Genomic DNA, 23,689 nt, shown 5'->3' with positions numbered 1-23,689 from the left:
TCGCTCCCGGTCCTGGGTCAACGGGCAGTACGGCCGGCTCCGCGTCTCGTCCGCGGGGACGCACGGGGTGTGTCGGCCGCCACACTCTAAGCAGCCGAGCGCCCGCGCGCGCGGTAAGCGGGACGACACCGGAGGACGTGTCGCCCCGCGCCGTCCGGGTCGTCCGGTGCCGCCCACTACGGTGGCGCGGTGCCCGGACCCGACGGCCTCCCGGCGGTGCGTCCGGGGGCGTGGCGGGCGGCGGCGGCCGCGGTGTTCGTCTGTGGGTGGGGCGGCAACCAGTTCACCCCGTTGCTGGTCATGTACCGCGAGGCCGGCTGGTCGGCGCTGACAGTGAACGCGCTGCTGGGTGCCTACGTGGTGGGCCTGGTGCCGGGGCTGCTGGTCGCCGGGCCGCTGGCGCAGCGGTGGGGACGACGGCGGGTGGTCGTCGGCGGGGTGGTCGCGTCGTCGGTGGCCAGCGTGCTGCTGGCGGTCGGCCCGCTGGGTGTCGCCTGGATCGCCGTGGGCCGGTTCGTCACCGGGACCGCGGTGGCGGTGGCGATGGCGGTGGGGACGACGTGGGTGCTGGAGCTGTCCCGGGCCGCGGGGTCCGATCCCGGCACGGGGGCGCGGCGAGGGGCGATGTGGCTGACGCTGGGCTTCGCGGCCGGCCCGGGGGTGGCCGGGGTGCTGGCCCAGTGGGGGCCGCTGCCGATGGTGCTGCCCTATGCCGTCCACGCGGCGCTGGCCCTCGCCGTCCTGCCGTTCCTGCCGGCCGCGCCCGAGACCGGCGACGGCGCGGCGCGGGGGAGTGGCGCCCGGTTCGCCGGGGTGCGGCATCCGCGGTTCCTGCGGGTCGTGGTCCCGATGGCGCCGTGGATCTTCGGGTCGGCCGGGGTCGCCTACGCGATCATGCCGCAGCTGGTCGGCGACCGGCTGGGGTCGTGGGGGCTGGCCTACTCCACGCTGCTGACCGTCTGCACCCTGGGTGCCGGGGCTCTGGTGCAGCCGGTGGCCAAGCGGCTGGACTCGCCCACCAGTGCCCGCGCCGTGGCGGTCTCGATGGTGGTGATGTCGGCCGGGCTGGCGGTCAGCACCGTCGCGGCCGTCGTCCGCTCGCCGGTCGTGGCCCTGGTCGCCGCCGTGGGGCTGGGCGCGGCGTACGGCATCGCGGTGGTCTCCGGCCTGCTGGAGCTGCAGCGCCTGGCCCGGCCGGAGGAGCTCGCGGCGCTCACCGGCGTCTACTACGTCCTGGCCTACGTCGGCTTCCTGCTGCCCACGCTGCTGGCCCTGCTCAGCCGGGTCGCCGGGTACCCGGTGCTGCTGGCCGGCCTGGCGCTGGTCGCCCTCGCCGGCACCGCGGTCGTCCTGCGGCACTCACGGTCGGACCTCCCCGGCCAGGACCGGCTCGACCCGGGCGGCCGCCGCGAGCAGCGCGCCGTCGCTCCCGGGCAGTGACTCCAGCGAGACGCCGATCGGCAGGCCGGTGGTGGTGGCGCCGGCCGGCAGGGAGATCGAGGGCATGCCGGCGGTCGACCCCGGGCCGGTGTTGCGGATCGTGGTGAGGAAGACCGGCACCTGCCGCCCGTTGAGCTCGGTGGTGTGGTCGTCGCCGACCGGCGGGGCCGGCAGCGGCACCGTGGGGTAGACGAGGGCGTCCAGCCCGTGGCCGTCCGGTGGGCGCAGTGCGGCGGCGTACGCGGCGCGCAGCCGCTCCCGGACGGCGAGGTTCTCCCGGTAGAGCGCCTCGGTGACCGAGCCGCCGGCGGCGAGCTCGAGCGCGCCGCGGACGTCGGGGGAGGCGGTCTGGGCCAGCACGTCGGCGAGGGTCAGCCGGCTCTCCGGGCCGGGCAGGGTGGCCAGGTAGGCCGGCAGCTCACGGGCGATCTCGAAGAACACGATCGGGAAGCCGCACTCGGCGTCGAGCTCGTGCGCGTCGGCCACGCACACCTCGACCAGCTCGACGCCGGCGTCGGCGAGCCGGTCCAGCGCCCGGGCGGCGACCGCGGCGACGTCGGGGTGCAGGTCGTCGTAGAACCCGATCCGGGGGACGCCGAGGCGCAGCGGCCGGTCGCCCGCCGCGGGGGCGGGGTGACCGGTGACCAGCTCGTCGACGAGGGCGGCGTCGGCGACGGTCGTGGTGAGGACGCCGGCGGTGTCCCGGGTGCTGGAGATCGGCACCGTGCGGCCGGTGCCCCAGCGACCGACCGACGGGCGCCAGCCGACCAGGCCGCAGTGCGCCGCCGGCACCCGCACCGACCCGCCGGTGTCGGTGCCCAGCGCGACGGGGACGACGCCGGTGGCGACGGCGACCGCGGACCCGCCGGAGGAGCCACCGGCCGAGCGGCTGGGGTCGTGCGGGTTGCGGACCGGGCCGAAGGCGGCGTTGTTGCTGGTGACGCCGAGCGCCAGCTCGTGCAGGTTCGTCTTGCCCATGACAGCCGCACCGGCGGCCCGCAGGCGCAGGACCGCCAGCTGGTCACGGTCCGGACGGGAGTCGCGCAGCGCCGGGGTGCCGCCGGTGGTGGGCAGGTCGCGGGTGTCCAGGTTGTCCTTCACCGCGACCGGGACGCCGGCCAGCGGCCCGGAGGAGCCCGCGGCGGTGTCGGCGAGGGTGATGAACGCGCCGAGGTCGGCGACCTCCCGTGCCCGGGCGAGGCTCTGGGCGAGCACGTCCTCGGCGGAGGAGGCCGCGATGCGCTGCCGGACCCGGTCGAGCGTCTGCACGTCATTGCCTCCTCGCCGGAGGCCGGGCGCCTCCGGTGCGGCGTCATCCTGCCCGCAGCGTGGCTACCGTGGCGCCGTGCGGATCGCCTCCCTGCTGCCGGCCGCGACGGAGATGGTGACGGCGCTGGGGCTGGCCGACCGACTGGTCGCGGTCACCTTCGAGTGCGCCCCGGAGGCCCGGGAGCGCTGTCCGGTCGTGGTGGACACCGCGATCCCACCGGGGCTCCCGCCGGGGGAGATCGACGCCTGGGTGCGCGACCGGGTGGCCGCGGGCCTGCCGCTGTACGAGCTGGACCGGGGGGCGCTGGCCGCTGCCGACCCCGAGGTGATCCTGACGCAGGACCTCTGCCGGGTCTGCGCGCTGCCGGCGGCGACCGTGGAGGAGGCGTGCCGGGTGATCGGGACCGACGCCGCGGTCGTGTCGATCGACCCGCACACCCTCGACGAGGTGCTCGACGCCCTCGCGGCGGTCGGCCGCGCGGTCGGCGTCCCGGACGCCGCGGAGGCCCTCGTCGAGGACCTCCGCGCACGCCTGGCTGCCGTCGGGCGGGCCGTGGCCGGCCGGACGCGACCCCGGGTGCTGGTCCTGGAGTGGACCGACCCGCCCTTCCTCCCGGGGCACTGGGTCCCCGAACTCGTGCACCGCGCCGGGGGTGAGCCCGTGGGCGGTGTCGTGGGCGGCCGCAGCGTGGCGGTGCGCTGGGCGGACCTGCCGCCGGCGGACCTCGTCGTCGTCGCGCCGTGCGGCTCGGGCCTGGACGCGGCGCTCGAGCAGTGCGCGGTCGTCGCGGACCACCTGCCGGGCGTCCCGCTGCTGGCGATCGACTCGGCCGGCTACGTGGTGCAGGCCGGGCCCGCACTCGTGGACGGCGTCGAGGCCCTCGCCTGGGCCCTGCACCCCGACGCCGTCCCCGAGCCGCCGGCAGGACGCATCAGACGGTGCTGAGCCCTCCGTCGACGGCCGGTGGCGCGCAACCGACGACCGGGACCCCGAACCGCGCGAGGCCGGCGGCGTCCCGCGGGTCGTCGGTGAGCAGGACCGCCGAGCGGACACCCAGGTCCAGCAGGACGTGCGCGGCCACCCGGTGGGTGGAGTCCGGCCCGCGACCGCCGGACGGCGCACCGGCCTGCCCGGCGCACGACGGCCGGCTCCCGCGCAGGTAGACCACGACGCCCCGCCCGGACGTCCGCACGGCGGTCAGCGCGGCGTCCAGGTCGCCGGCGCAGCGGCACTGCACCGAGCCCAGCAGGTCACCGGCGAGGCACTCGACGTGGACGCGGACGGGCACCGCCTCCCCGCCGGCCACGTCCCCGGCCACCACCGCGAGGTGCTCCGGGCCGTCGACGGCGTCGACGTAGGCGTGGCTCCGGAACCGGCCGTGCCGGTTGGTCAGCACGGTGCTCCCCGCACGGCGCACCGGTGACTCGACCCGCTCCCGGTGCCGGACGACGTCCTCGACGGTCAGCGCGGCCAGGGCGTCCAGCGCGGGGGGCAGGGGCTCCGACGCCGGCTCCGGGACGGCGGCGAGCACCGCGGCGGGCACCAGCCCGGCCAGCCGGCAGAGATCGGCCGCGGCCTCGGGGGGTGCCGCGCGCTCCAGCACGCCGCCCTGGCGCACCTGCACCGGGACGACGTGGCCCGGGCGGACCAGGTCCGCCGGCGTCGTCGACGGGTGCGCCAGGGCTCGGGCGGTGCGCGCCCGTTCGAGGGCGGAGATCCCCGTCGTCAGGCCGGCGCAGGCGTCGACCGACACGGCGAACGCCTCCCGGCCGGCGTCGTCGGCCTCCATCAGGGGGATCTCGAGGGCGGCGAGCCGTTCCCCCTCGAGGGCCACGCAGGCGAAGCCGCTGCTGTAGCGCACCAGGAGGGCCATGGTCTGGCCGGTCACCCGCTCGGCGGCGATCACCAGGTGCCGCTCCCCGGCGGAGGTCAGGACCACCGGCTCCCCCCGGCGCAGCGCGGCCAGGGCGCCGGGCACGCCGTCGGTGGTCTCCGGGCGCTCGGCCAGCACCGCGGTCATCGCCGGCCTCCCGGGAGTGCGGGGTCGCGCCGGGCCGACACGAGCTCGGCGAACCGGACCACCTCGTCGGCGACCGTGTGCAGCTGCTCGAGGACCCGCTGGTCGCTGCACACCCCGTCCGCGAAGCTGCACTGCGTCGAGTTGATCGCCGCCCCGTAGGGCGTGACCCACCCGCGCAAGGCGTGGACGATCGCCCGCAGCGCGGTCAGCGTGGTCACCGACGCCTGCCAGCCGTAGGCCGTGACGATCAACCCGACCGACCGGTCGGCCAGGTAGGGCAGCCGGTCCTCGCGCATGTCCTCGGTGTAGTCGAGGGCGTTCTTCACCATGCCCGAGAGGGAGCCGTGGTAGCCGGGGGAGGCGACGATCACCCCGTCGGCCCGGCGCAGCTCGGCGACGAGCTCCTCGGCCACCGGACCCCCGCTCCCGGACTCCGGTGCGTACATCGGCAGCTGGGCCAGCTCGGCGCCGGTGAAGACGCGGGTGGTGGCGCCCCGCGCCTCCACCCGGCGCATCGCGGCGCGCAGCGCCTGCTCACTGGACGAGCCCGGGCGCACGGTGCCGCCCAGACCCACGATGTGCAGTGGACGGTCCACGTCCCCTCCTCGCTCCGGTCGGGCGGCGGTCGCCGCCGCGTCCACGTCAGGCCCCCGCCGGCACGGCCGGTCGGCTGGCCGCGGCGACCCGCTGCTGGCTCACCTGCGGCGTCCAGTGGTCGGGCTCGTCGGCCCACAGGTCGCGCAGCTGCGGGATGACCTGGGTGCCGAACAGGTGCGTGTTCTCGGCCGCGGTCTCCTCGGGGAGGTTGCCCATGTGCAGCGACGCGATGAGCTGGCCGACGCGCAGCTCGGTCGCCAGCTCGCGGAGTCGCTGCGCCACGCGGTCGGGCGTGCCGGCCACGATGTAGCCCTTCTCGTCGTACTCCCAGAAGCTCATCTCCCCGCGGACGGCCCGCTCCCGGTCCGCGGCGGCGGCCGGGTTGGTGGTGTGCTTCAGCGTCTGCGCGAGGGACTGGGTCGAGTTGTAGCCGGGCGGGGTCGCGTACCGCATGGCGGGGTTGCGCACGCGCTGGAAGTACTTGACCGCCTCGTAGTACTTCGCCTCGGCCTCGGCGTCGGTGTCGGCCACGCAGACCAGCTGGGTGAAGGCCATGCGGTGCGGGTTCATGTCGCCGTCGTTGGCGGCGACGTAGTCCCAGTAGCCGTCGACCAGCGGCTTGGCCGCCTGCAGCCCGGAGAAGGAGAGGTGGCCGTAGCAGTAGTTCTCCCGCGTCACGAGCTCCCACGTCTCGACGCTGCTGGACCCGGGGATCCAGATCGGCGGCCGCTGCTGGATCGGCCGCGGCCAGAGGTTGACGTAGCGCAGCTGGGTGTACTTGCCGTTGAACGCGAACGGCTCCCGCTCCTCCCACGCCCGCAGCACCAGCCGGCGCGCCTCGTGGAAGCGGTCCCGCAGCTCGACGGGGATCCGGGCGTAGGCGAAGGCCGAGTCCATCGGGGTGCCGAAGACGAAGCCGGCGATGAGCCGCCCCTCCGACAGGCAGTCCAGGTAGGCCATCTCCTCGGCGACGCGGGTCGGCGGGTTGTAGAGGGCCAGCGAGTCGCCGATCACCAGGATCGCCGCGTTCTGGGTGCTGCTCGCGAGGCTCGCGGCCAGCAGGTTCGGCGACGGGGTCATCGCGAACGGCGTCTGGTGGTGCTCGTTCACCGCCAGGCCGTCGAAGCCGTCGCGGTCGGCCTGCTGCATGAGGCGGATGAACATCCGGTAGTTCTCGCCCACCCGGCCGGGGTCGGCCATGTCGATGGGGCTGTCCACCCACCCGCCTTGGCCGGGCGCCGGGAACTGGTCCGGCAGACCGTCGTACGTCACTTCCGCGAACCAGTGGAACTTCATCGTCGCCTCATCCCGGACTGTCGCGTCCTCGTCGTCCGCTACGAACGGGCCCACTGTCGAACGCCTCGGTGGAGCGGGACAACAGACGTCCGCCCACTCGTGCCCCGGCAACGGTGGGCAGCGTCACACCGCCCGGGCGGTCGCCGGCCGGCGGTCGCACGCGGCGGGCGATGTGGAGGAGTGTCCACTCCGGAAGGGTGAGGAGTGTGCGGGCGCCCCTGTCACCGAGGTGCGGCAGTGCCGACACTGGGTGGTGACGTGAGGTCGGTCACAGCGCGTGTCCGCGCGGGTCGGACGCCTCCGACCGGGCGGGGGTCTGTCGTAGCGTGACCGACCACGGAGGTGATCCGGACCACATGACGCGTGCACCCGTCGCCATGACGAACCGACGCCCACCCCGCGCGACCGTCCCGGCCGCGCGCACCGCGGCCCCTGCCCGCCCCGGGCCGACCGGCGCGGTGGCGCACCGGGCCATCGCCCACCTGCTGCACCTGCTGGCCGAGGAGGCGCCCGCGGAGGCGTTCGACCGGCTCTCCCGGAACCTGCTGGACGCGACGGTCCCCGCCGACCGGGACGCCGCGCTGACCGCGCTGGCGCGGGCCGGTCGGGTCCGGGAGCTGCTCGCCCACCGCAAGCACCGGGAGAAGGAGACGCAGGCGCTGTACGAGACCGCCCGGGACCTCGCCTCGCTGCGGGACGGCGAGCAGGTCCTGGAGGCGATCCTGCAGCGGACCCGTCAACTGCTGGGCACCGACGCCGCCTACCTGGCCCTCGTGGACCCCGACACCGGCGAGGCCTACATGCGGCTGACCCTCGGCACGGTCACCACGCCGATCCAGTCGGTGCGCCAGCGCCCGGGGCAGGGCATCGGCGGCCGGATCATCAGCACCGGCCGGCCCTTCGCGACGGCGAACTACCAGCAGGACCGGAGCCTGGAACGCGACCCCTCGGTCGCGGATGCGGTCGTCGAGGACGGGATCGTCGGCATCATCGGGGCCCCGCTGCGGGTCGGCGGGGACGTGGTGGGGGCGCTGTTCGGCGCCAACCGCTACGAGCGCTCGTTCGCGCCGTCGGAGATCGCGCTGCTGTCCTCCCTGGCCGACCACGCGGCGATCGTCATCGAGAACGTCCGGCTCTTCGAACGCGCCGAGCGGACGGCCGAGGAGCTGCGGACGGCCAACGCGCAGCTGCGGGTCCAGGGGCAGGCCCTCGAGCGGGGCACGTCGGCGCACGGCCAGCTCATGCGGACGGTGCTCCGGCGGGCGGACCTGGCAGAGCTGATCGAGGCGATCGGCGGCATCCTGGAGGGCGCGGTGGCGCTGGTCGACCCCAACGGTCAGGTGGTGGCCAGCACCCGGCCGGGCGACGGCCTGTCCGTCGGCGACCTGTCGGCCACCGCTGGTGTCGAGCCGACCGCCACGGCCCGTCCCGGCGCCGCCCACCGGCTGGACGGGCCGGCCGACGACGGGGCCGAGCGGTGGGCGGTACCCGTCCAGGCAGGGCCGGACTCGTTCGGGCACCTCGTGTTCGCCGCCGGCAAGCCGCTGCTGGAGGCCGACGTGCGCATCCTCGAGCGCTCCGCGCAGACGGCGGCGCTGCTGCTGCTGATGGAGCGCCAGGCGGCGGTGGCCGAGCAGCACGTGCGTGGTGAGGTCATCGCCGACCTGCTCGCCGAACGCGAACCGCGCTGGGACTCCTTCACCCGGAGGGCCAAGCGTGCCAGCGGCATCGACTTCGACGTCCCGCACTCGGTGCTCGTGCTGACCGCCGCCGGGGTGTCGCGGCGGCGCCTGCTCAGGGCGGCGGCGGACTACGCGGCGACGCGCCGCGGTCTGGCCAGCGAGCACGCCGGGAAGGTGGTGCTGCTGCTGCCCGGGGTCGACGCGGCCACCGCGGGCCGCACGGTGAAGCCCCAGCTGGACCGGATGACCGGCGGCCAGGTCACCTGCGGCGTCGCCGGCCCGGCCGCCTCGGCGGCCGCCGTGCGGGAGCTGTACCGCAGCGCGGACCGGTGTCACCGACTGCTCCTGGCCCTGGGCCGGGAGGGTCAGGCCGCCGGCGTCGAGGACCTCGGCGTCATCGGACTGGTGCTCAGCGGCACCTCGCGGGAGCAGCTGGAACAGGTGCTCGCCGAGACCCTCGGCCCGATCGTCCGCTACGACGAGCAGCACGGGACGCCCCTGGTCGAGACGCTGACGGTGTTCTTCTCCGCCGGGCAGAACCCGCGGGCGGCGGCCCGCTCGCTGCGGGTGCACCCCAACACCGTCTACCAGCGCCTCGAGCGGGTCGACGCCGTGCTCGGGCACCGGGCGTGGCGGGAGCCGGCGGGTGCGCTGACCATGCAGATGGCCCTCCAGCTGCACCGGGTCGTCGAGCAGGTCCCGATCGAGGTGCTGGTCGGCCGGTGAGCGGTCCCCTTCCCCGTCCCGGCCGGCCGGCCGCACCGTCCGACGTGCTGGCGCGGCTGCTCGACGTGCTCGCCGAGGAGGGGCCGGTCGCCGAGATCGACGCCATCGCCGCGCGGGTGCGCGACGCCCGCGACGTCCCCGACCGCCAGCTGCTGCTGCTCGCGGCCGAGGACGCCCGCCGCGTCCGGCACCTGCTGGCCCAGCGCGAGCGGCGCGAGGCCGAGATGCAGGCCCTGTACGAGACGGCGCGCGACCTGACCTCGCTGCGCGACGTCGACGACACCCTGCACGCCATCGTGGACCGGGTGCGCCGGCTGCTGGGGGCCGACCTCACCTACATCGCGCTGGTCGACGAGGAGACCGGCGACGCGTACATGCGGGTCACCTCCGGCGCGAGGACGGCCCCGATCGAGTCGGTCCGCCAGCGCCCGGGCCAGGGCATCGGCGGCCGGGTCATCGAGACGGGGCAGGCCATCGCCACCGACGACTACCTGGCCGACCCCCGCCTCACGCTCTCGCCCGCGGTCGCCGCCGCCGTCCGCGAGGAGGGCATCGTCGGCATCGCCGGCGTCCCGATGAAGCTCGGCTCCCGGGTCGTCGGGGCACTGTTCGCCGCCGACCGTCGTCGGCGGACGTTCGACCAGGCGGAGATCGCGCTGCTGTCCTCCCTGGCCGACCACGCGACCGTCGTCATCGAGAACGCCCGGTTGTTCGCCGGGATGCGGGCGTCCACCCGGGAACTGCGGGAGGTCAACAGCCGCCTGTCCGCGCAGCGGCACGTCCTCGAGCGGGCCAGCGCCGCGCACGAGCAGCTCATGCCCCTCGCGCTCACCCGCGCGGACCTCGGTCAGTTCGCCGAGACGCTGAGCCGGATCCTGGGCGGCGCCGTCGAGTTGTCCGACACCGACTCCCGGCTCCTCGCCGCGGCGGACGCCCCCGAGGCCGACCCGGCGGCACCGGCGTCCGCGCCCGGTGAGGAGGGCGTCGACCCCGCACCCAGCTCCGCGGTCGTGCGGGTCCGGGCGGGGAAGGAGACCTTCGGGAGCCTGCGCCTGACCCGCGCCACCCCGATCAGCGACGCGGAGATGCGGACGCTGGAGCGGGCGGCGCAGACGGCGGCCCTGCTGGTGCTGATGGAGCGGCAGACCGCCCTGCTGGAGGAGGAGCTGCGCGCCGAGCTCCTGGACGACCTGCTCGCCGACGGGACGCCGGACCCGGAGGTGGTGCACCGGCGGGCGGAGCGGCTCGGTGTGCTGCGGCCCGGTGAGGCCCAGGTCCTCGTCGTCTGCTCGGCCACGGAGGTGCCGCTGTCGCACCTGCTGAAGGCCGCTGCCGACCTGGCCGCCCGGGCCGGAGGCCTCGCCAGCGAGCACGGCGGCTCGGTGGTCCTGCTGCTGCCCGGCGTGGACGGCGGTGCCGCCGCCCGCACGGTCGCCGCCGAGCTGGGGCAGGTCGTGGGCACGGCGGTGACCGCGGGCGCCTCCGGGCCGGCGGAGGCGGGGACCGGCCTGCACGCGTCGCACCGGGAGGCGGCACGCAGTCACCGGCTGCTCCTCGCCCTGGGGCGGGAGGGCGACGGGGCCACGCTCCAGGAGCTGGGCATCGTCGGCCAGATGCTCGAGGGTGCGACGCCCGGGCAGGTGCAGCGGGTGGTCGACCGCGCGCTGGGAGCGTTGATCGCCTACGACGCCGAGCACTCGGCAGCCCTCTTCGACACCGTCGAGGCCTTCTTCTCCTGCGGGCAGAGCCCACCGGAGGCGGCGCGCCGGCTCGGGGTGCACGTCAACACCGTCTACCAGCGGCTCGAGCGCGTCGACCGGGTCCTGGGGGGACCGAGCTGGCGGGACCCGCAAGGGGCACTGGAGATGCAGATGGCGTTGGAGCTGTACCGCGCCACCGGACGTCCCGTCCGCACGGAGTCGTCCCCCTCCTGAGGGGGGCTCTGCGGTTCGCCGTCACAGGCGCTCCTGCGTCGGGACGTGGCCGACCGGCTCCTGGGGCTCCGCGGAGCCGGCGACGGGATCGCCCCGAGGGTGCTCGGCTCGGACGGAGGATCGACGAGGGGAGGGGGCCGGTCCCCCGCAGGGACCGGCCCCCTCCCGTGGGCGTGGACGGCGAACGGACGCCGGCTCAGGCGCGTCCGGCCGCCGCCTCCACCGGTTCACGGTCGGCCGACGGGTGAGCGGCGAAGTGCTCGAACATCCGGCTGGCCTGCGGCTTGGTGAGCAGGGAGACCACGATCAGGGCCGTGTACGACCCGATGACCCCGATCCCGGCGATGTTCCACGGCGACAGCAGGGGGTCGTCGGCGAACAGGGTCTGGTTCAGCAGCGCCAGTACACCGCCGATCCCGATGCCGGCCAGCAGCGAGGCGATCGCCCCCTGCGACGTCGCCCGCTTCCAGCGCACACCGAGGTACAGCACCGGCCCCAGCATCGCGGCCAGCGCTCCCCAGGCAACGGCCATCAGCGACAGGACGAACTCCGGCGGGTTGAGCGCGATCAGCCCGGCGATCACCATGACGACCACGGACGTGGCCCGGCTCCACCACATCTCCTGGCGGTCGGAGAGCCGGGCACCCAGACCCATCTTCGCGATGTCGCGGACCACCGCCGCGCCGCTGAGCACCATGAAGGAGTCCGTGGTGGACATGACCGCGGCGAGGACCGCGGCGATCATGATGCCGACGAGGAGGGGGTTGAAGGACTCCATCATCAGCGTCGGCAGCACCGCGTCGGGCTGGTCGACCGGTGGCACCACGCCCTCCTCCGCCTGCACCCGGTACGCCATCCCGATCCAGGTCGCGGCCACGGCGAACAGGTACAGGAAGCAGGAGATCAGCGGGATCCAGCGGATGACCTCGAGGTTCTTGATGGTCAGGAACTTGGTGTTGATGTGGGGCACGCCGGCGTAGGCCAGCAGACCCACGAAGAAGGCGTAGACGAGCACGTTCTGCCACGCGAAGACGCCGGAGTCGTGCCAGGGCTCCACCAGCGCCGGGTCGATCGCGGTCATCCGCTCGTGCAGCTCCGTCAGCCCGCCGACCTGGCTGACCGTGTAGACCGCGAAGGTGACGACGAAGACGCTCAGGACCAGCAGCTGGAAGAAGTTGGTCCACATCGCGGCCACGATGCCGCCACCGATGCAGTACACGACGATGATGGCGCCGCCCACGAGGAGCGAGATGCCGGGGCTCCACCCGAAGATCGTCGTCCCCACGTAGCCGATGGCGACGAACTGCACCACCAGGTAGATCAGCGAACCGAGAGCGGTGGCCAGCCCGGCGAGGATCCGGACGGTGCGGCTGTTGTCGTACCGCAGGGCCAGCACGTCCGGCAGCGTGTAGACCGCGTGTCGCTTGGCGATGACGGTCATGGGCTTGGCCAGCAGGAAGTAGGCCAGTGTCAGCCCGAGGAAGCTCAGGCCCATCGTCATGACGTAGAGCGCGTAGCCCGTGCCGTAGCCGGAGCCGGCGTTCCCGAGGATGCCGGCACCGCTGACGATGGCACCGACGATCCCGAAGGAGACGACCCAGCGGCCGAAGCCGTCACCGGCGACCAGGTAGTCCTTCATCGACTTGACCCGCCGCGTGGACCACAGGCCGATCGCGATGACGACCAGCATGTAGGCGACGACGGCGGCGATCGTCCAGGGTGAGACGACCATGCAACACCTCGCTGTGTGGGATGGGTCGGGGGCTGTGCCTCAGGAGCGGCGCGTGAAGACGTCGTCGAGCGTGGCCCACTCCTCGTCGTCGGCGGAGAAGCGCATCGCGAAGACGATGGACAGGACGACGGCGACAAGGAAGCCGCCCAACACGAACAGCGCGGTCAGGGCAGGGAGTCCGAACATGGTCGTTCCTCACTGTCGGAGAGAACGGGCGACCGACCGGGCCGGCGCAGAGCGCCGCGACCCCGGCGGTGGATCGACGAGGACGACAGTAGGGACGGCGCAGGGGGCGGGTGTAGCGCAGTACGTCCACACTCACCGGCCAGGAGGTGGGCAGTCTCACATCGGGGATCTCACCCGATGCGGCTCGGTGCCCCCTCGCCGGCCTGCTCGCGGAGCCGGAACTTCTGGACCTTCCCGGTGGAGGTCTTGGGCAGCGGGCCGAACACCACGGCCTTCGGTGCCTTGAAGCGGGCGAGCCGCCCGCGGACGTGCTCGATGATCTCCGCCTCGGTGACCGCCGCGTCCCCGTGCAGGGTCACGTAGGCGACCGGCACCTCGCCCCACCGTTCGTCCGGGGCGGCGACGACCGCGACCTCCAGGACGGCGGGGTGCTCCGCGATGGCCTGCTCGACCTCGACGCTGGCGATGTTCTCCCCACCGGAGATGATCACGTCCTTGCTGCGGTCCCGGAGCTCGACGTAGCCGTCCGGGTGCACGACGCCCAGGTCGCCGGTGCGGAACCAGCCGTCCGGCACCGCCTTCCGCGTGGCCTCCTCGTCCTTGAGGTAGCCGAGCATCACGTTGTTGCCGCGCAGGGCGATCTCGCCGACCGAGACGCCGTCGGCCGGGACGTCCGCCCCGTCCGAGCCGACCACACGGGCCGTGCAGGAGATCATGTTGCCCACGCCCTGCCGCGCGCGGAGCCGCGCCTTCACCTGGTTGTCCAGGCCGTTCCACTCCGGGCGCCAGTCACAGATCATCGCCGGGCCGAAGGTCTCGGTCAGCCCGTAGAGGTGGGTCACCTCGAAGCCCAACTCCTCCATCCGGCGCAGGATGGCCGGGCTCGGCGGCGCGCCCCCGGTCGCCACCCGCACGGGGGTGGCGACCGGTGCCGCCTCCTCGGCGTAGGCGAGCATCGACAGCACCGTGGGAGCGCCCTCGAGGTGGGTGACCCCCTCGGCGCGGATGAGCCGCCACACCTCGGCCGGGTCGACCTTCGGCAGGCAGACGTGCGTGCCGCCGGCAGCGGTGACCGCCCAGGGGAAGCACCAGCCGTTGCAGTGGAACATCGGCAGGGTCCACAGGTGCACCGCCGACGGGGACAGCTGCGTGTGCGCGACCATCGCCAGCGCCTGCAGGTACGCGCCGCGGTGGTGGTACATCACGCCCTTGGGTCGCCCGGTGGTGCCGGAGGTGTAGTTCACCGACAGCAGCGCCCGTTCGTCCGTCGGCCGCAGGGCGAGCGGGGTGGCCCCGGCGAGCAGCTCCTCGTACTGGGTGCCGGCCCGGATCCGCCGCGGCGGGTCGGCGACCTGCGCCAGCGCCGCGTCGACCACCTCGTCGAACGCCGGGTCGTGCACCAGGACGGCGGACTCCGAGTGCTCCAGGATGTAGGCGATCTCCCCGGCCGAGAGGCGGGTGTTGATCGCCACCAGGGGGACCCCCGCCCAGGGCACGCCGAAGTTCGCCTCGAGCAGCACGTGGGTGTTGGGCGCGAGGACCGCCACCGGCCGGCCCTGTGCCAGGGGAGCGAGGGCGCCGGCCAGCCGCTGGGCCCGGTCGTGCAGTTCGGTGTAGGTCCAGCGGTGGTCGCCGTCGACCACCGCCACGCGCTCGCCGTGTGCCGCGGCCGCCCGGTCCAGGTAGGAGACGGGCGTCAGCGGCTCGAAGGAGAGGGCGTCCAGGTCCGCCGTCGTCGTCATTCGTTGCCTTCCTCGGTCGCGGCCGCGCGCACCCGGTGCGCGGCCGGTGGTCACGGCAGGGGCGCTGCGGGCGGCCGGGCCAGGAGCACGTCCTCGTCCTTGCGAGGCGCTCCCGCCAGCCGGCGCGGCAGCACGATCGCGGCCAGGACGGCGCCGGCCAGGGCGACACCGGCCACCACGAGGAGGGCGAACCGCTGGCCCGCGAGCGCGCTCCCGGTCAGGCTCCCACCGCCGGCCAGGGACCGCTGGGTGGCGATGGTGCTCAGGACGGCGACGACCGCGATCGAGAGGGTGCCGCCCAGCGCCTGGGTGCTGTTGAGGGCTCCGGCCCCGACCCCGTGCCGGTGGCCCGGGATGCCCGACAGCGCCGTCACCGTGCACGTCACGTTGATCGCCCCGCTGCCGAGGCCGAGCAGCAGGAAGGGGACCAGCAGGCCGGCGGCGTAGCCGGTGGAGCCGTCCAGCGCGAGGGCGAGGAGACCGGCGCCGGCCGCGCACAGGGCGAGCCCGGCGGGGACGAGCAGTCGCGGGCCGAACCGGTGGGTGTTGCGCGAGACGAGGCGGGCGGTGATGGCGACCGTGGCGGCCCACGGCACGAAGGCGAACCCCGCGCGCAGCGCCGACCAGCCGAGCGTCTCCTGCATGAACAGCGAGCTGGTGTAGTACGCGCCGATGCCGACGCCGGCGGTCAGCAGGACGAACAGGAACGCGAAGGAGGTGCGGTGCCGGAAGATGCCCAGGGGGAGCAGGGGGTCGGCGCCGCGGGCCTGGGACAGCGCGAACAGCCCCAGGAGGACCGCGGCGGCTCCGAGGGTGACCCAGGTCCACACCCCGGCCCCGTACACCTGCAGCTGGGTCAGCCCGAGGATGAGCGCCGCCACCCCGAGGGTGACCAGCAGGCCGCCCACCGCATCGAGCCGCTGGCGGTGCTCCGGCCGGATGGCCGGCACGACGAAGAACGCCACCACGAAGGCCAGCAGGCACACCGGCACGTTGACCAGGAAGACCCAGCGCCAGCCACCCGTGTCGGTGAGGACGCCACCGATGACGTTGCCCAGCGTGGCGCCGAAGGCACCGATCGCCGCCCACATGCCCAGCGCCGCGCTGCGTTCGCGCGGCGCCACGAAGACCGTCGTCAGCAGGGACATCGCCGCGGGCGAGGCCATGGCCGCGCCGATGCCGGCGAACGCGCGGGCCGCGATCAGCAACCCGGCGTCGGAGGCGATCGCGCACAGCAGCGAGCCGAGCGTGAAGACGAGCAGGCCGGCGAGGAACAGCCGCCGCCGGCCGAACACGTCGGCGCTGCGTCCGCCGAACAGGAGCAGGCAGCCGAAGGTCAGGCTGAAGGCCGTCAGCACCCACTGGAGCTGGGCCGGCGTCAGATCGAGGTCGGCGCGGATGGCCGGGAGCGAGACGACGACGACCGTGCCGCCGACCAGCAGGATGAACTGCGCGCTGCACATCAGGGCGAGGAAGAGCCCCCGGTGCCTGACCTCCGGGACGGCCGGCGCGGCGTGCCCGGCCTCGACGGTCGCTGGCCTCGCCACGGCTCAGCTCTCCCGGCGTGCGGGGCTCGTGCGGGCCGGCGGCTGGACGGTCACCGTGCCGTGCGGCATCGCGCGCGTCCGGGGCGGCCCGCCCCGGACGGGGTCACGCGGCCTTTCCCGTCAGGTACGCGGTGATGGCGGCGAGGGTGTCGTCCGGGTACTCCAGGACCATGCCGTGGCCGCCGCGGGGCAGGACCTGCAGCGTGGCGGTCGGGATGAGCTCGGCGATCTCGACCGACTGCGACACCGGCGTCAGCACGTCCTCCGCGCCGGTGAGCACCAGCGTGGGCGTCCGCACCGACGGCAGGTCCGGCCGGGAGTCGTAGACGCGCAGCCCGGCCGCCTGGGCCTCGAAGCCGGCCAGCGTGGTGGGGTGCGGGTCGAGCCGGGACAGCTCCGCCTGCGCGGTCACCGCGGCGTGGTCGCTCACCAGCCGCGGGGTGAACCCCCACGGCATGCCGGTGATGGCGATCGAGACCGGGTCGGCGCCGCTGCGCCGCAGCGCGAGCCCGGTGTCGAGCCAGGCGTGCTGGACGGCGGTGTAGGACGGGAACGCGTTGAGCAGCACCGCCTTGGACAGGACGTCGCCGTGGCGGATGAGCATCGACTGGAGCACCGAGCCGCCGAGGGACCAGCCCACCGCCGCCACCGGGCCGAGGCCGAGGAACTCCACCAGCGCCGCCGTGTCGTCGCCGAGGTCGTCGATGGCGTACGGGCCCGGCGGCACCTCGGTCCGCCCGGTGCCCCGGTTGTCGACCGTGATGACGGTGAAGCTCTCGCGGAGGCGCGGCGCGGCGGCGGTCCAGGCGATCGAGCTGGAGCCCAGACCGGCGATGAGCAGGAGGGGCGGGCCGTCGCCGCTGACCTCGTAGTGCATCGAGATCCCGTTGACCGTCGTGGTCGACATCGAGGTCCGCTCCTCTCCCGGGGTCCCGAGGGCCCGCCGATCCGCGTGTGTGGGGTCGCAGGCACGGCGGACCGCCGGGCGTGCGAGGCCGGGCGGTGCCACCGCCCCAGGGGTTCCGCGTCCCCGGTGGACCAGCGATCCCGCGCTGACCACCGAGGCGTCGTGGGGCAACTGTCGGGCGGGGGGCGGGGGCGATCAATGGGGACTGACCCACATCCCACCCGGTCCCAGGTGGGCAACGCTCCACACCGCGGGCCCCCCGATGGCCGGCGATCACCGTTCCCGGACCGATTTCCGACGAAAGCGGAACGGGCCGTTGCGACGCGTGTCACAGACCGCCTAACGTCCGTGGCCGTCGTCACACCCCCTGGGTCGTGCCGACACCTCCTGGCTGAGACGCCGGGGCAGGTCCGATCCCGCGGACCCGGACGGTGCCGTGCGCCGTCCGAGGCCTCGCGACGCGATCAGCCGCCCGTTACTTCCGACGATGGGGTGGTGGATCTGTGCTGAGATTCCTGCTGCTACGGGTGTTGACCACCATTCCGGTCCTGGTGCTGGTGACCTTCGTGGTGTTCGGCCTGGTGTTGCTGATCCCGGGTGACCCGGCGGTCACGATCGCCGGGCCGGACGCCACGGTCGAACAGGTCGCGGCGATCCGCGAGCGACTCGGGCTGGACCGGCCACTGCTCGTGCAGTACTGGGACTGGGTCACCAGTGCCATGGCCGGCGACCTGGGCACGTCGCTCTACACCAGCCGGGCCGTGGCCACCTCGATCGGTGACGCCCTGCCCGTCTCGATCGCGCTCGCCGGTGCGGCGCTGCTGATCTCGCTGGTGATCGCGGTCCCGACGGCCATCGTCTCCGCGCTGCGCCGCGGCACCTGGATCGACCGGGTGGCCACGCTGGGGTCCTCGCTGGGCATCGCGCTGCCGTCGTTCTGGCTGGGCCTGGTCTTCGTGCTCATCTTCAGCCTCACCCTGGGCTGGCTCCCGGCGACCGGCTACGTCCCGTTCGCGCAGGACCCGGTGGGCTGGCTGACCCACCTCATCCTCCCGGCGCTGACGCTCGGGATCGCCGGCGCCGCGGAGAGCACCCGGCAGCTGCGCGGCTCGATCATCGGCGTCCTGCAGCAGGACTACATCCGGACGGCGCGGGCCAAGGGCCTCCGCGGCCGGATGGTCGTCGGCAAGCACGTCATGAAGAACGCGAGCGTCCCGCTGGTGACCGTGCTCGGGCTGCAGATCACCGCACTGCTCGGCGGGGCGGTGCTGGTGGAGCAGGTCTTCGGCGTCCCCGGCCTCGGCCAGGTGGCGATCGCCGCGGTGACCACGCGCGACATCCCGGTCATCCAGGGCATCGTGCTCATCGCCGTCCTGGTGGCCGTGGTCTGCAACCTGCTCGTCGACCTCGTTTACGGCTATCTCAACCCGAAGGTGCGGCCACGATGACCCAGTCCCAGACCGGCCCGACGACCTCCGAGCTGTCCGTGGCCCCCGGTTCCCCTGCCGCCGCCGGCCTCCCGGCCGGCACCGACGTGGCGGCGGTGTCGCACCCGACGGTCCGCCACCGCGGCGGCGCCTGGTCCAACTTCCGGCGGCGGGTCGCGAAGAACACCGGCGCGGTCATCGCCCTCGGCGTCCTGGGCGTGCTCGTGGTCATCGCCGTCATCGCCCCGTGGATCACCCCGGCGGACCCGAACCAGCAGGACCTGCGCAGCGTCCTGCTGCCGCCCTTCAGCGACGGATACCTGCTGGGCAGCGACCAGCTGGGCCGGGACATCCTGAGCCGGCTGATCATGGGCACCCGGGTGTCGCTGCTGGCGATCGTGCTGGCGCTGGCCGTCGCCATGGTCATCGGCGTCCCCGCGGGTTTCCTCTCCGGGTTCCTCGGCGGACGCTTCGACATGGTCGTGATGCGGCTCAACGACGCCGCGATGAGCTTCCCGCCGCTGCTGCTGGCGATCGCGCTCGTCGGGGTGCTCGGCCCGAGCCTGCGCAACGCGATGATCGCCGTCGGCATCCTGCTCGCCCCGCGGTTCCTCCGGCTGGTCCGCGGTGTGGTCATCGGGCTGAAGGAGGAGACCTTCGTCGAGGCCTCCCGCAGCATCGGGACGCGCACGCGCACGATCATCGTGCGGCACATCCTGCCGAACACGCTGTCCCCGCTGACCGTGGCGATCGCGGTGACGGCCGGCTACGCGATGTTGTCCGAGGCGGGCCTGAGCTTCCTCGGGCTGGGCGTCCAGCCGCCCGACGCCAGCTGGGGCTCGATGATCCGCGAGGGCTACCTCTACTTCGGCCGCGCCCCCTGGCTCGGCATCTTCCCGGGCGTGCTCATCGCCCTGACCGTCTTCACGTTCGTGACCCTGGGCGACGGCCTCCGCGACGCCCTCGGTCGTGAAGAGCGCACCGAGTCCTGATCACCGGAGCACAGGAAGGACTGGGCACATGACCCGCACACTGCCGGTGGCCAGGACGGCGGCCACCACGACGCTGGAGGTGGAGGACCTCGTCGTGGAGGTCCTCACCGAGAACGGCTGGGCCACGGTCGTCGACGGCGTCTCCTTCACCCTCGGCCGGGGCGAGACGCTGGGCATCGTCGGGGAGTCCGGCTCGGGCAAGAGCGTCACCTGCCTGGCCATCGCCGGCCTGATGCCGCCGCGGCAGACCCGGGTCCGTGCCGGGACGCTGCGGCTGCTGGGCCAGGACCTCACCGCGCTCGACCAGCGCCAGATGGCCGACATCCGCGGGCCGAAGATCGCCATGATCTTCCAGGAGCCGATGAGCAGCCTGAACCCGGCCTTCACCGTCGGCGACCAGATCGCCGAGGTGCTCCGCCGGCACGAGGGGCTGTCGCGGAAGGCGTCGAAGGCCCGGGCCATCGAGCTGCTCGACCGGGTCGGCGTCCCGAACCCGGCCCGGCGGTTCGGCCAGTACCCGTTCGAGTTCTCCGGCGGGATGCGGCAGCGGGTGATGATCGCCATCGCCCTGGCGTGCACGCCGGACATCATCATCGCCGACGAGCCGACCACGGCCCTCGACGTGACCGTGCAGGCGCAGATCCTCGAGCTGCTGCGCGAGATCCAGCGCGAGCACGGGATGTCGGTCATCTTCATCACCCACGACCTCGGGGTCGTCGCCGACGTCTGCGACCGGGTGCTGGTCATGTACGCGGGCCAGATCGTCGAGGGCGCGCCGCTGGACGAGCTGTTCGAGAACCCGCAGCACCCGTACATGGAGGGCCTGCTGATGGCGATGCCCCGGATGGACCAGGTCTCGGAGGCGCTGGTCAGCATCCCCGGGCACCCGCCGCAGGTGGGTGCGTTCCCGAGCGGTTGCCGCTTCCACCCGCGCTGCTCCTACGTGCGGGACCAGTGCACCGACGGGGACGCGCCCGAGCTGGAACAGGTCGGCCCCACGCACACCACCCGGTGCCTGCGGCACCCCGAGCTGACCCTGCGAGGGACCACATGACCGAGCTGTCCAGGCCGGGCGAGGACACAGGACCACAGGGCGTGGCGACGAGGCAGCCAGGAGGAGACGTGGCCGGGGTCGAGCCGCTGTTGGACGTCCGGGACCTGCAGGTCACCTTCTCACCGCGGAAGAAGATGTTCCGCGAGCGGGTGGAGCTGCGGGCCGTGGACGGCGTGAGCTTCCAGCTGTACCCGGGGGAGACGGTGGGCCTGGTCGGCGAGTCCGGCTGCGGCAAGTCCACCACCGCCCGCGGGCTCATGCGCCTCGTCGAGCCCAGTGGCGGCTCGGTGAAGCTGGCCGGACAGGAGCTGCTGGGCCTGCCGGCGAACAAGCTGCGCAAGGCGCGCAAGGACATCCAGATGGTCTTCCAGGACCCCTACTCGTCCCTCGACCCGTCCATGCTGGTCCTCGACTCGATCGCCGAGCCGATCGACGTGCACCTGGACCTCACCCGGGCGCAGACGGTGGAGCGGGTCGGGACGCTCCTCCAGCGGGTCGGGCTGCCCCCGGAGTACATGTACCGCTACCCGCACGAGTTCTCCGGTGGTCAGCGCCAGCGCATCACCATCGCCCGCGCGATCGCGGCGGACCCGAAGATCCTCGTCCTCGACGAGGCCGTCAGCGCGCTGGACGTCTCCACCCAGAACCAGGTCATCGACCTGCTGGAGGACCTCTCCCGGGACAGCGACCTGACCTACCTGTTCATCGCCCACGACCTGTCGGTGGTCCGCCACATCTCCGACCGGGTCGCGGTCATGTACCTCGGGCAGATCGTCGAGCACGGCGACGTCGACCGGGTCTTCGACGCCCCGGCGCACCCGTACACCGAGGCGCTGCTGTCGGCGGTCCCGCTGCCCTCGCCGAAGCTGCAGCGCAGCCGGGAGCGGATCGTGCTCGCCGGTGACCCGCCGGACCCGTCCAAGGTGCCGCCGGGCTGCCGCTTCCACACCCGGTGCAAGTACGTGATGGACATCTGCCGGACGGTCGTCCCGCTGCCCACCCCGACCATCGGCTCCGGCGCCGTCGCCTGCCACCTGCACACCAGCGGGCCGCAGCTGGCGGGGGCGTCGGTCCGGGAACTGACCACGCCGCACGCCGCGGCCGTGAGCTGAGGAGACCGACATGCGATCAGCACGGTGGAAGGGCATCCGCACGATCTCCCTGGACGAGGTCCCCGACCCCCGCCCCGGCCCCGCCGACGTCGTCCTGGACGTGCAGGCCTGCGGGATCTGCGGCTCCGACGTGCACGCCTACGCCGAGGGCGCGTGGATCGCCGAGGGCGCGCCGATGGGCCACGAGTTCGCCGGGACGGTGGCCGAGGTGGGCGCCGAGGTGACCGGGCTCGGCGCCGGCGACCGGGTGGCGGTGATCCCGATGACGTCCTGCGGCGTCTGCCCGCAGTGCTCCATCGGGCACCCCAACCTCTGCGCCGACCTGAGCAACAGCGCCCGCGGCGGGCTCAGCGACCGGGTCCTGGTGCCCCGCGCGGCGCTCGGCCGGCAGCTGTACCGGATGCCGGACTCGCTCTCCTTCGAGGAGGGGGCGTTCCTCGAGCCGCTGTCGGTGGCGACGCGGGCGGTGCGGTCGGCCGCTCCCGACCTCGACGGGCCCATCGTCGTCACCGGGCTGGGCTCCATCGGCCAGTGCGTCCTGCGGGTGCTGCAGGCGTACGGCGCCACCGACGTCCTGGGCGTGGACGTGTCCCCGCCCCGGCTGGCCGTCGCGGCGACGACCGGCGCCGCGGTGCTCGACTCCCGCTCCGAGGACCTCCGTCAGCACGTCCTCGACCGCTGGGGCACGACGGTCTCCCCGTACCAGCAGGGCGGCTCCGTCGGCACCGTCTTCGAGTGCTCGGGCGCGCTGTCCGTGCTCGACGTCCTGCCCGAGCTGACCGCCCCGGCCGGCACCATCTCGATCGCCGGCCTCACCAGCTCGACCCCGCGGGTGGACCTCAACACGGTCGCCCAGAAGGAGCTGCGGCTGCTGGGGAGCTTCGCCTACACGCCACCGGACTCGGCCGAGGCCTTCCGGCTGCTCGCCGAGGGGGAGGTGCAGGTGGCGCCGCTGGTCTCCCACCGCGTGCCCCTGAGCCGGGTGGAGGAGGCGTTCGAGACCCAGCACGCCGTGGACGGCTCGGTCAAGGTCGTCGTCGTCGCCGACTGAGCCGCACCACGTCGTACCACCGGTCGCCGGACCTGCCGGCGACCGCCGCACCCGCGCGCCCGGTCCGGGGGACACCCGTGCCCGGACCGCGGCCACACCCGCACCCCGGGAGAGGAGTCCAGATGGGCACAGCACTGGCAGGCAAGGTCGCGGTCGTCACCGGCGGGGCCAGCGGCATCGGACAGGCCACCGCCGAGCGGTTCGCCGAGGAGGGCGCCGACGTCGTCATCGGCGACATCGGCCCGGGGGACGAGACCCTGCGGCTGGTGGAGAAGGCCGGACGCCGCGCGGTCTACGTGCGCACCGACACCACGGTGGAGGCCGACTGCGACGGTCTCGTCGCCGCCGCGGTGGCCGAGTTCGGCCGGGTGGACATCGGCGTCGCGTCCGCGGGCATCGCCACGGCCACCGGCCCCAGCAACGTGCAGACCCGGGTGGCGGAGAAGGACGCCACCCACGTGGTGAACCTGGACGTGGCGGCGTTCCAGCGGGTCCTGGACGTCAACGTCACCGGCCTGATGATGACCGGCCGCGCCCTGGCCCGGCAGATGCTCGCCCAGGGCACCGGCGGCTCGATCGTCAACATCGCGTCGAGCGCGGCGAAGATCCCGCTCGCCGGCGCCTCGCCCTACTGCGTCTCCAAGGCCGGGGCGTGGATGCTCACCAAGGTGATGGCCCTCGAGCTGGCGACCACGGGCATCCGGGTCAACGCCGTGGGCCCGGGCTACACGGCCACGCCGATGATCGGCGGCATCGAGCAGAACCAGGCGGCCTACGACCTGGCCATGAGCATCACCCCGATGAACCGGCTCGGCACGCCGGCCGAGATCGCGGCGGCCTGCCTGTTCCTGGCGTCGTCGGAGTCCTCGTTCGTGACCGGCCAGATGATCCACCCGGCCGGGGGGCAGTTCACCGGCTGACCGACCCCACCAGCACGCACCCGGACGCGCCGGGCGGGGAGCCGAGGCTCCCCG

General features: G+C 74.0%; 19 protein-coding genes. 10 read left to right on the top strand and 9 right to left on the bottom strand.

What is annotated here, in order from left to right:
- Window positions 1–189: 189 nt before the first annotated feature.
- Window positions 190–1,440 carry an MFS transporter gene (locus ACI78V_RS18190; protein ID WP_456853270.1) on the top strand — a complete coding sequence of 417 codons (1,251 nt, stop codon included), beginning with the start codon at window positions 190–192 and terminating at the stop codon, window positions 1,438–1,440.
- Here the strand turns inward: ACI78V_RS18190 and ACI78V_RS18185 are convergent.
- Window positions 1,360–2,709: an amidase family protein gene (locus ACI78V_RS18185; protein ID WP_456853269.1), complete on the bottom strand. Its 1,350-nt coding sequence runs from the start codon at window positions 2,707–2,709 to the stop codon at window positions 1,360–1,362. The genes ACI78V_RS18190 and ACI78V_RS18185 overlap by 81 nt on opposite strands.
- Window positions 2,710–2,785: 76 nt before the next feature.
- Between ACI78V_RS18185 and ACI78V_RS18180 the strand changes: the two genes are divergently transcribed.
- Complete coding sequence (locus ACI78V_RS18180; RefSeq protein ID WP_456853267.1) at window positions 2,786–3,655, top strand: ABC transporter substrate-binding protein; 870 nt, start codon at window positions 2,786–2,788, stop codon at window positions 3,653–3,655.
- On the opposite strand, the gene ACI78V_RS18175 is transcribed toward ACI78V_RS18180, so the two are convergent.
- From ACI78V_RS18175 to ACI78V_RS18165, 3 genes are read right to left on the bottom strand one after another with little or no spacing between them, the layout of a single operon-like run.
- The gene (locus ACI78V_RS18175; protein WP_456853265.1) at window positions 3,642–4,730 is read right to left on the bottom strand and encodes a 3,4-dihydroxy-2-butanone-4-phosphate synthase; all 1,089 of its coding nucleotides are present in this window, start codon (window positions 4,728–4,730) and stop codon (window positions 3,642–3,644) included. The genes ACI78V_RS18180 and ACI78V_RS18175 overlap by 14 nt on opposite strands.
- The gene (locus ACI78V_RS18170; RefSeq protein ID WP_456853263.1) at window positions 4,727–5,326 is read right to left on the bottom strand and encodes an NADPH-dependent FMN reductase; all 600 of its coding nucleotides are present in this window, start codon (window positions 5,324–5,326) and stop codon (window positions 4,727–4,729) included. Before ACI78V_RS18170 ends, ACI78V_RS18175 begins: the two co-directional genes overlap by 4 nt.
- 46 nt (window positions 5,327–5,372) lie before the next feature.
- On the bottom strand, window positions 5,373–6,623 hold the full coding sequence (locus ACI78V_RS18165) for an LLM class flavin-dependent oxidoreductase (protein WP_456853261.1): 1,251 nt from the start codon (window positions 6,621–6,623) through the stop codon (window positions 5,373–5,375).
- Between the two features lie 356 nt (window positions 6,624–6,979).
- Between ACI78V_RS18165 and ACI78V_RS18160 the strand changes: the two genes are divergently transcribed.
- Together ACI78V_RS18160 and ACI78V_RS18155 are read left to right on the top strand one after the other, a co-directional pair.
- Window positions 6,980–9,031 carry a helix-turn-helix domain-containing protein gene (locus ACI78V_RS18160; RefSeq protein ID WP_456853259.1) on the top strand — a complete coding sequence of 684 codons (2,052 nt, stop codon included), beginning with the start codon at window positions 6,980–6,982 and terminating at the stop codon, window positions 9,029–9,031.
- Window positions 9,028–10,965: a helix-turn-helix domain-containing protein gene (locus ACI78V_RS18155; RefSeq protein ID WP_456853257.1), complete on the top strand. Its 1,938-nt coding sequence runs from the start codon at window positions 9,028–9,030 to the stop codon at window positions 10,963–10,965. Before ACI78V_RS18160 ends, ACI78V_RS18155 begins: the two co-directional genes overlap by 4 nt.
- A gap of 196 nt (window positions 10,966–11,161) precedes the next feature.
- Here ACI78V_RS18155 and ACI78V_RS18150 read toward each other — a convergent pair whose 3' ends face one another.
- From ACI78V_RS18150 to ACI78V_RS18130, 5 genes are all read right to left on the bottom strand, one after another.
- Window positions 11,162–12,697 (bottom strand): sodium/proline symporter, encoded by a 1,536-nt coding sequence (locus ACI78V_RS18150; protein ID WP_456853255.1) that lies wholly within the window; start codon window positions 12,695–12,697, stop codon window positions 11,162–11,164.
- 39 nt (window positions 12,698–12,736) lie between these two features.
- On the bottom strand, window positions 12,737–12,883 hold the full coding sequence (locus ACI78V_RS18145; protein ID WP_456853253.1) for a hypothetical protein: 147 nt from the start codon (window positions 12,881–12,883) through the stop codon (window positions 12,737–12,739).
- A gap of 170 nt (window positions 12,884–13,053) precedes the next feature.
- Entirely contained in the window at window positions 13,054–14,625 is a 1,572-nt protein-coding gene (locus tag ACI78V_RS18140) for an AMP-binding protein (RefSeq protein WP_456853251.1), read from the bottom strand.
- Window positions 14,626–14,675: 50 nt separating this feature from the next.
- Window positions 14,676–16,172, bottom strand: coding sequence for an MFS transporter (locus ACI78V_RS18135; RefSeq protein ID WP_456853249.1), 1,497 nt, complete (start codon window positions 16,170–16,172; stop codon window positions 14,676–14,678).
- 103 nt (window positions 16,173–16,275) lie between these two features.
- Window positions 16,276–17,079, bottom strand: coding sequence for an alpha/beta fold hydrolase (locus ACI78V_RS18130; RefSeq protein ID WP_456853247.1), 804 nt, complete (start codon window positions 17,077–17,079; stop codon window positions 16,276–16,278).
- 431 nt (window positions 17,080–17,510) lie between these two features.
- Here ACI78V_RS18130 and ACI78V_RS18125 point away from each other — a divergent pair, with 431 nt between their 5' ends.
- The 6 genes from ACI78V_RS18125 (at window position 17,511) to ACI78V_RS18100 (ending at window position 23,635) form a co-directional block, all read left to right on the top strand.
- The gene (locus ACI78V_RS18125; protein WP_456853245.1) at window positions 17,511–18,527 is read left to right on the top strand and encodes an ABC transporter permease; all 1,017 of its coding nucleotides are present in this window, start codon (window positions 17,511–17,513) and stop codon (window positions 18,525–18,527) included.
- Entirely contained in the window at window positions 18,524–19,498 is a 975-nt protein-coding gene (locus ACI78V_RS18120) for an ABC transporter permease (RefSeq protein ID WP_456853244.1), read from the top strand. Before ACI78V_RS18125 ends, ACI78V_RS18120 begins: the two co-directional genes overlap by 4 nt.
- A gap of 28 nt (window positions 19,499–19,526) precedes the next feature.
- Window positions 19,527–20,552, top strand: a complete 1,026-nt coding sequence (locus ACI78V_RS18115) for an ABC transporter ATP-binding protein (RefSeq protein ID WP_456853242.1) — start codon at window positions 19,527–19,529, stop codon at window positions 20,550–20,552.
- Window positions 20,553–20,620: 68 nt separating this feature from the next.
- Window positions 20,621–21,664, top strand: coding sequence for an ABC transporter ATP-binding protein (locus ACI78V_RS18110; protein WP_456853240.1), 1,044 nt, complete (start codon window positions 20,621–20,623; stop codon window positions 21,662–21,664).
- 10 nt (window positions 21,665–21,674) lie between these two features.
- Window positions 21,675–22,715: a zinc-dependent alcohol dehydrogenase gene (locus tag ACI78V_RS18105; RefSeq protein ID WP_456853238.1), complete on the top strand. Its 1,041-nt coding sequence runs from the start codon at window positions 21,675–21,677 to the stop codon at window positions 22,713–22,715.
- Between the two features lie 122 nt (window positions 22,716–22,837).
- Window positions 22,838–23,635, top strand: coding sequence for an SDR family NAD(P)-dependent oxidoreductase (locus ACI78V_RS18100; protein ID WP_456853236.1), 798 nt, complete (start codon window positions 22,838–22,840; stop codon window positions 23,633–23,635).
- Window positions 23,636–23,689: the final 54 nt, after the last annotated feature.

The organism is Geodermatophilus sp. SYSU D00742, from assembly GCF_054049935.1.
This window is presented reverse-complemented; position numbering and strand designations above follow the sequence as displayed.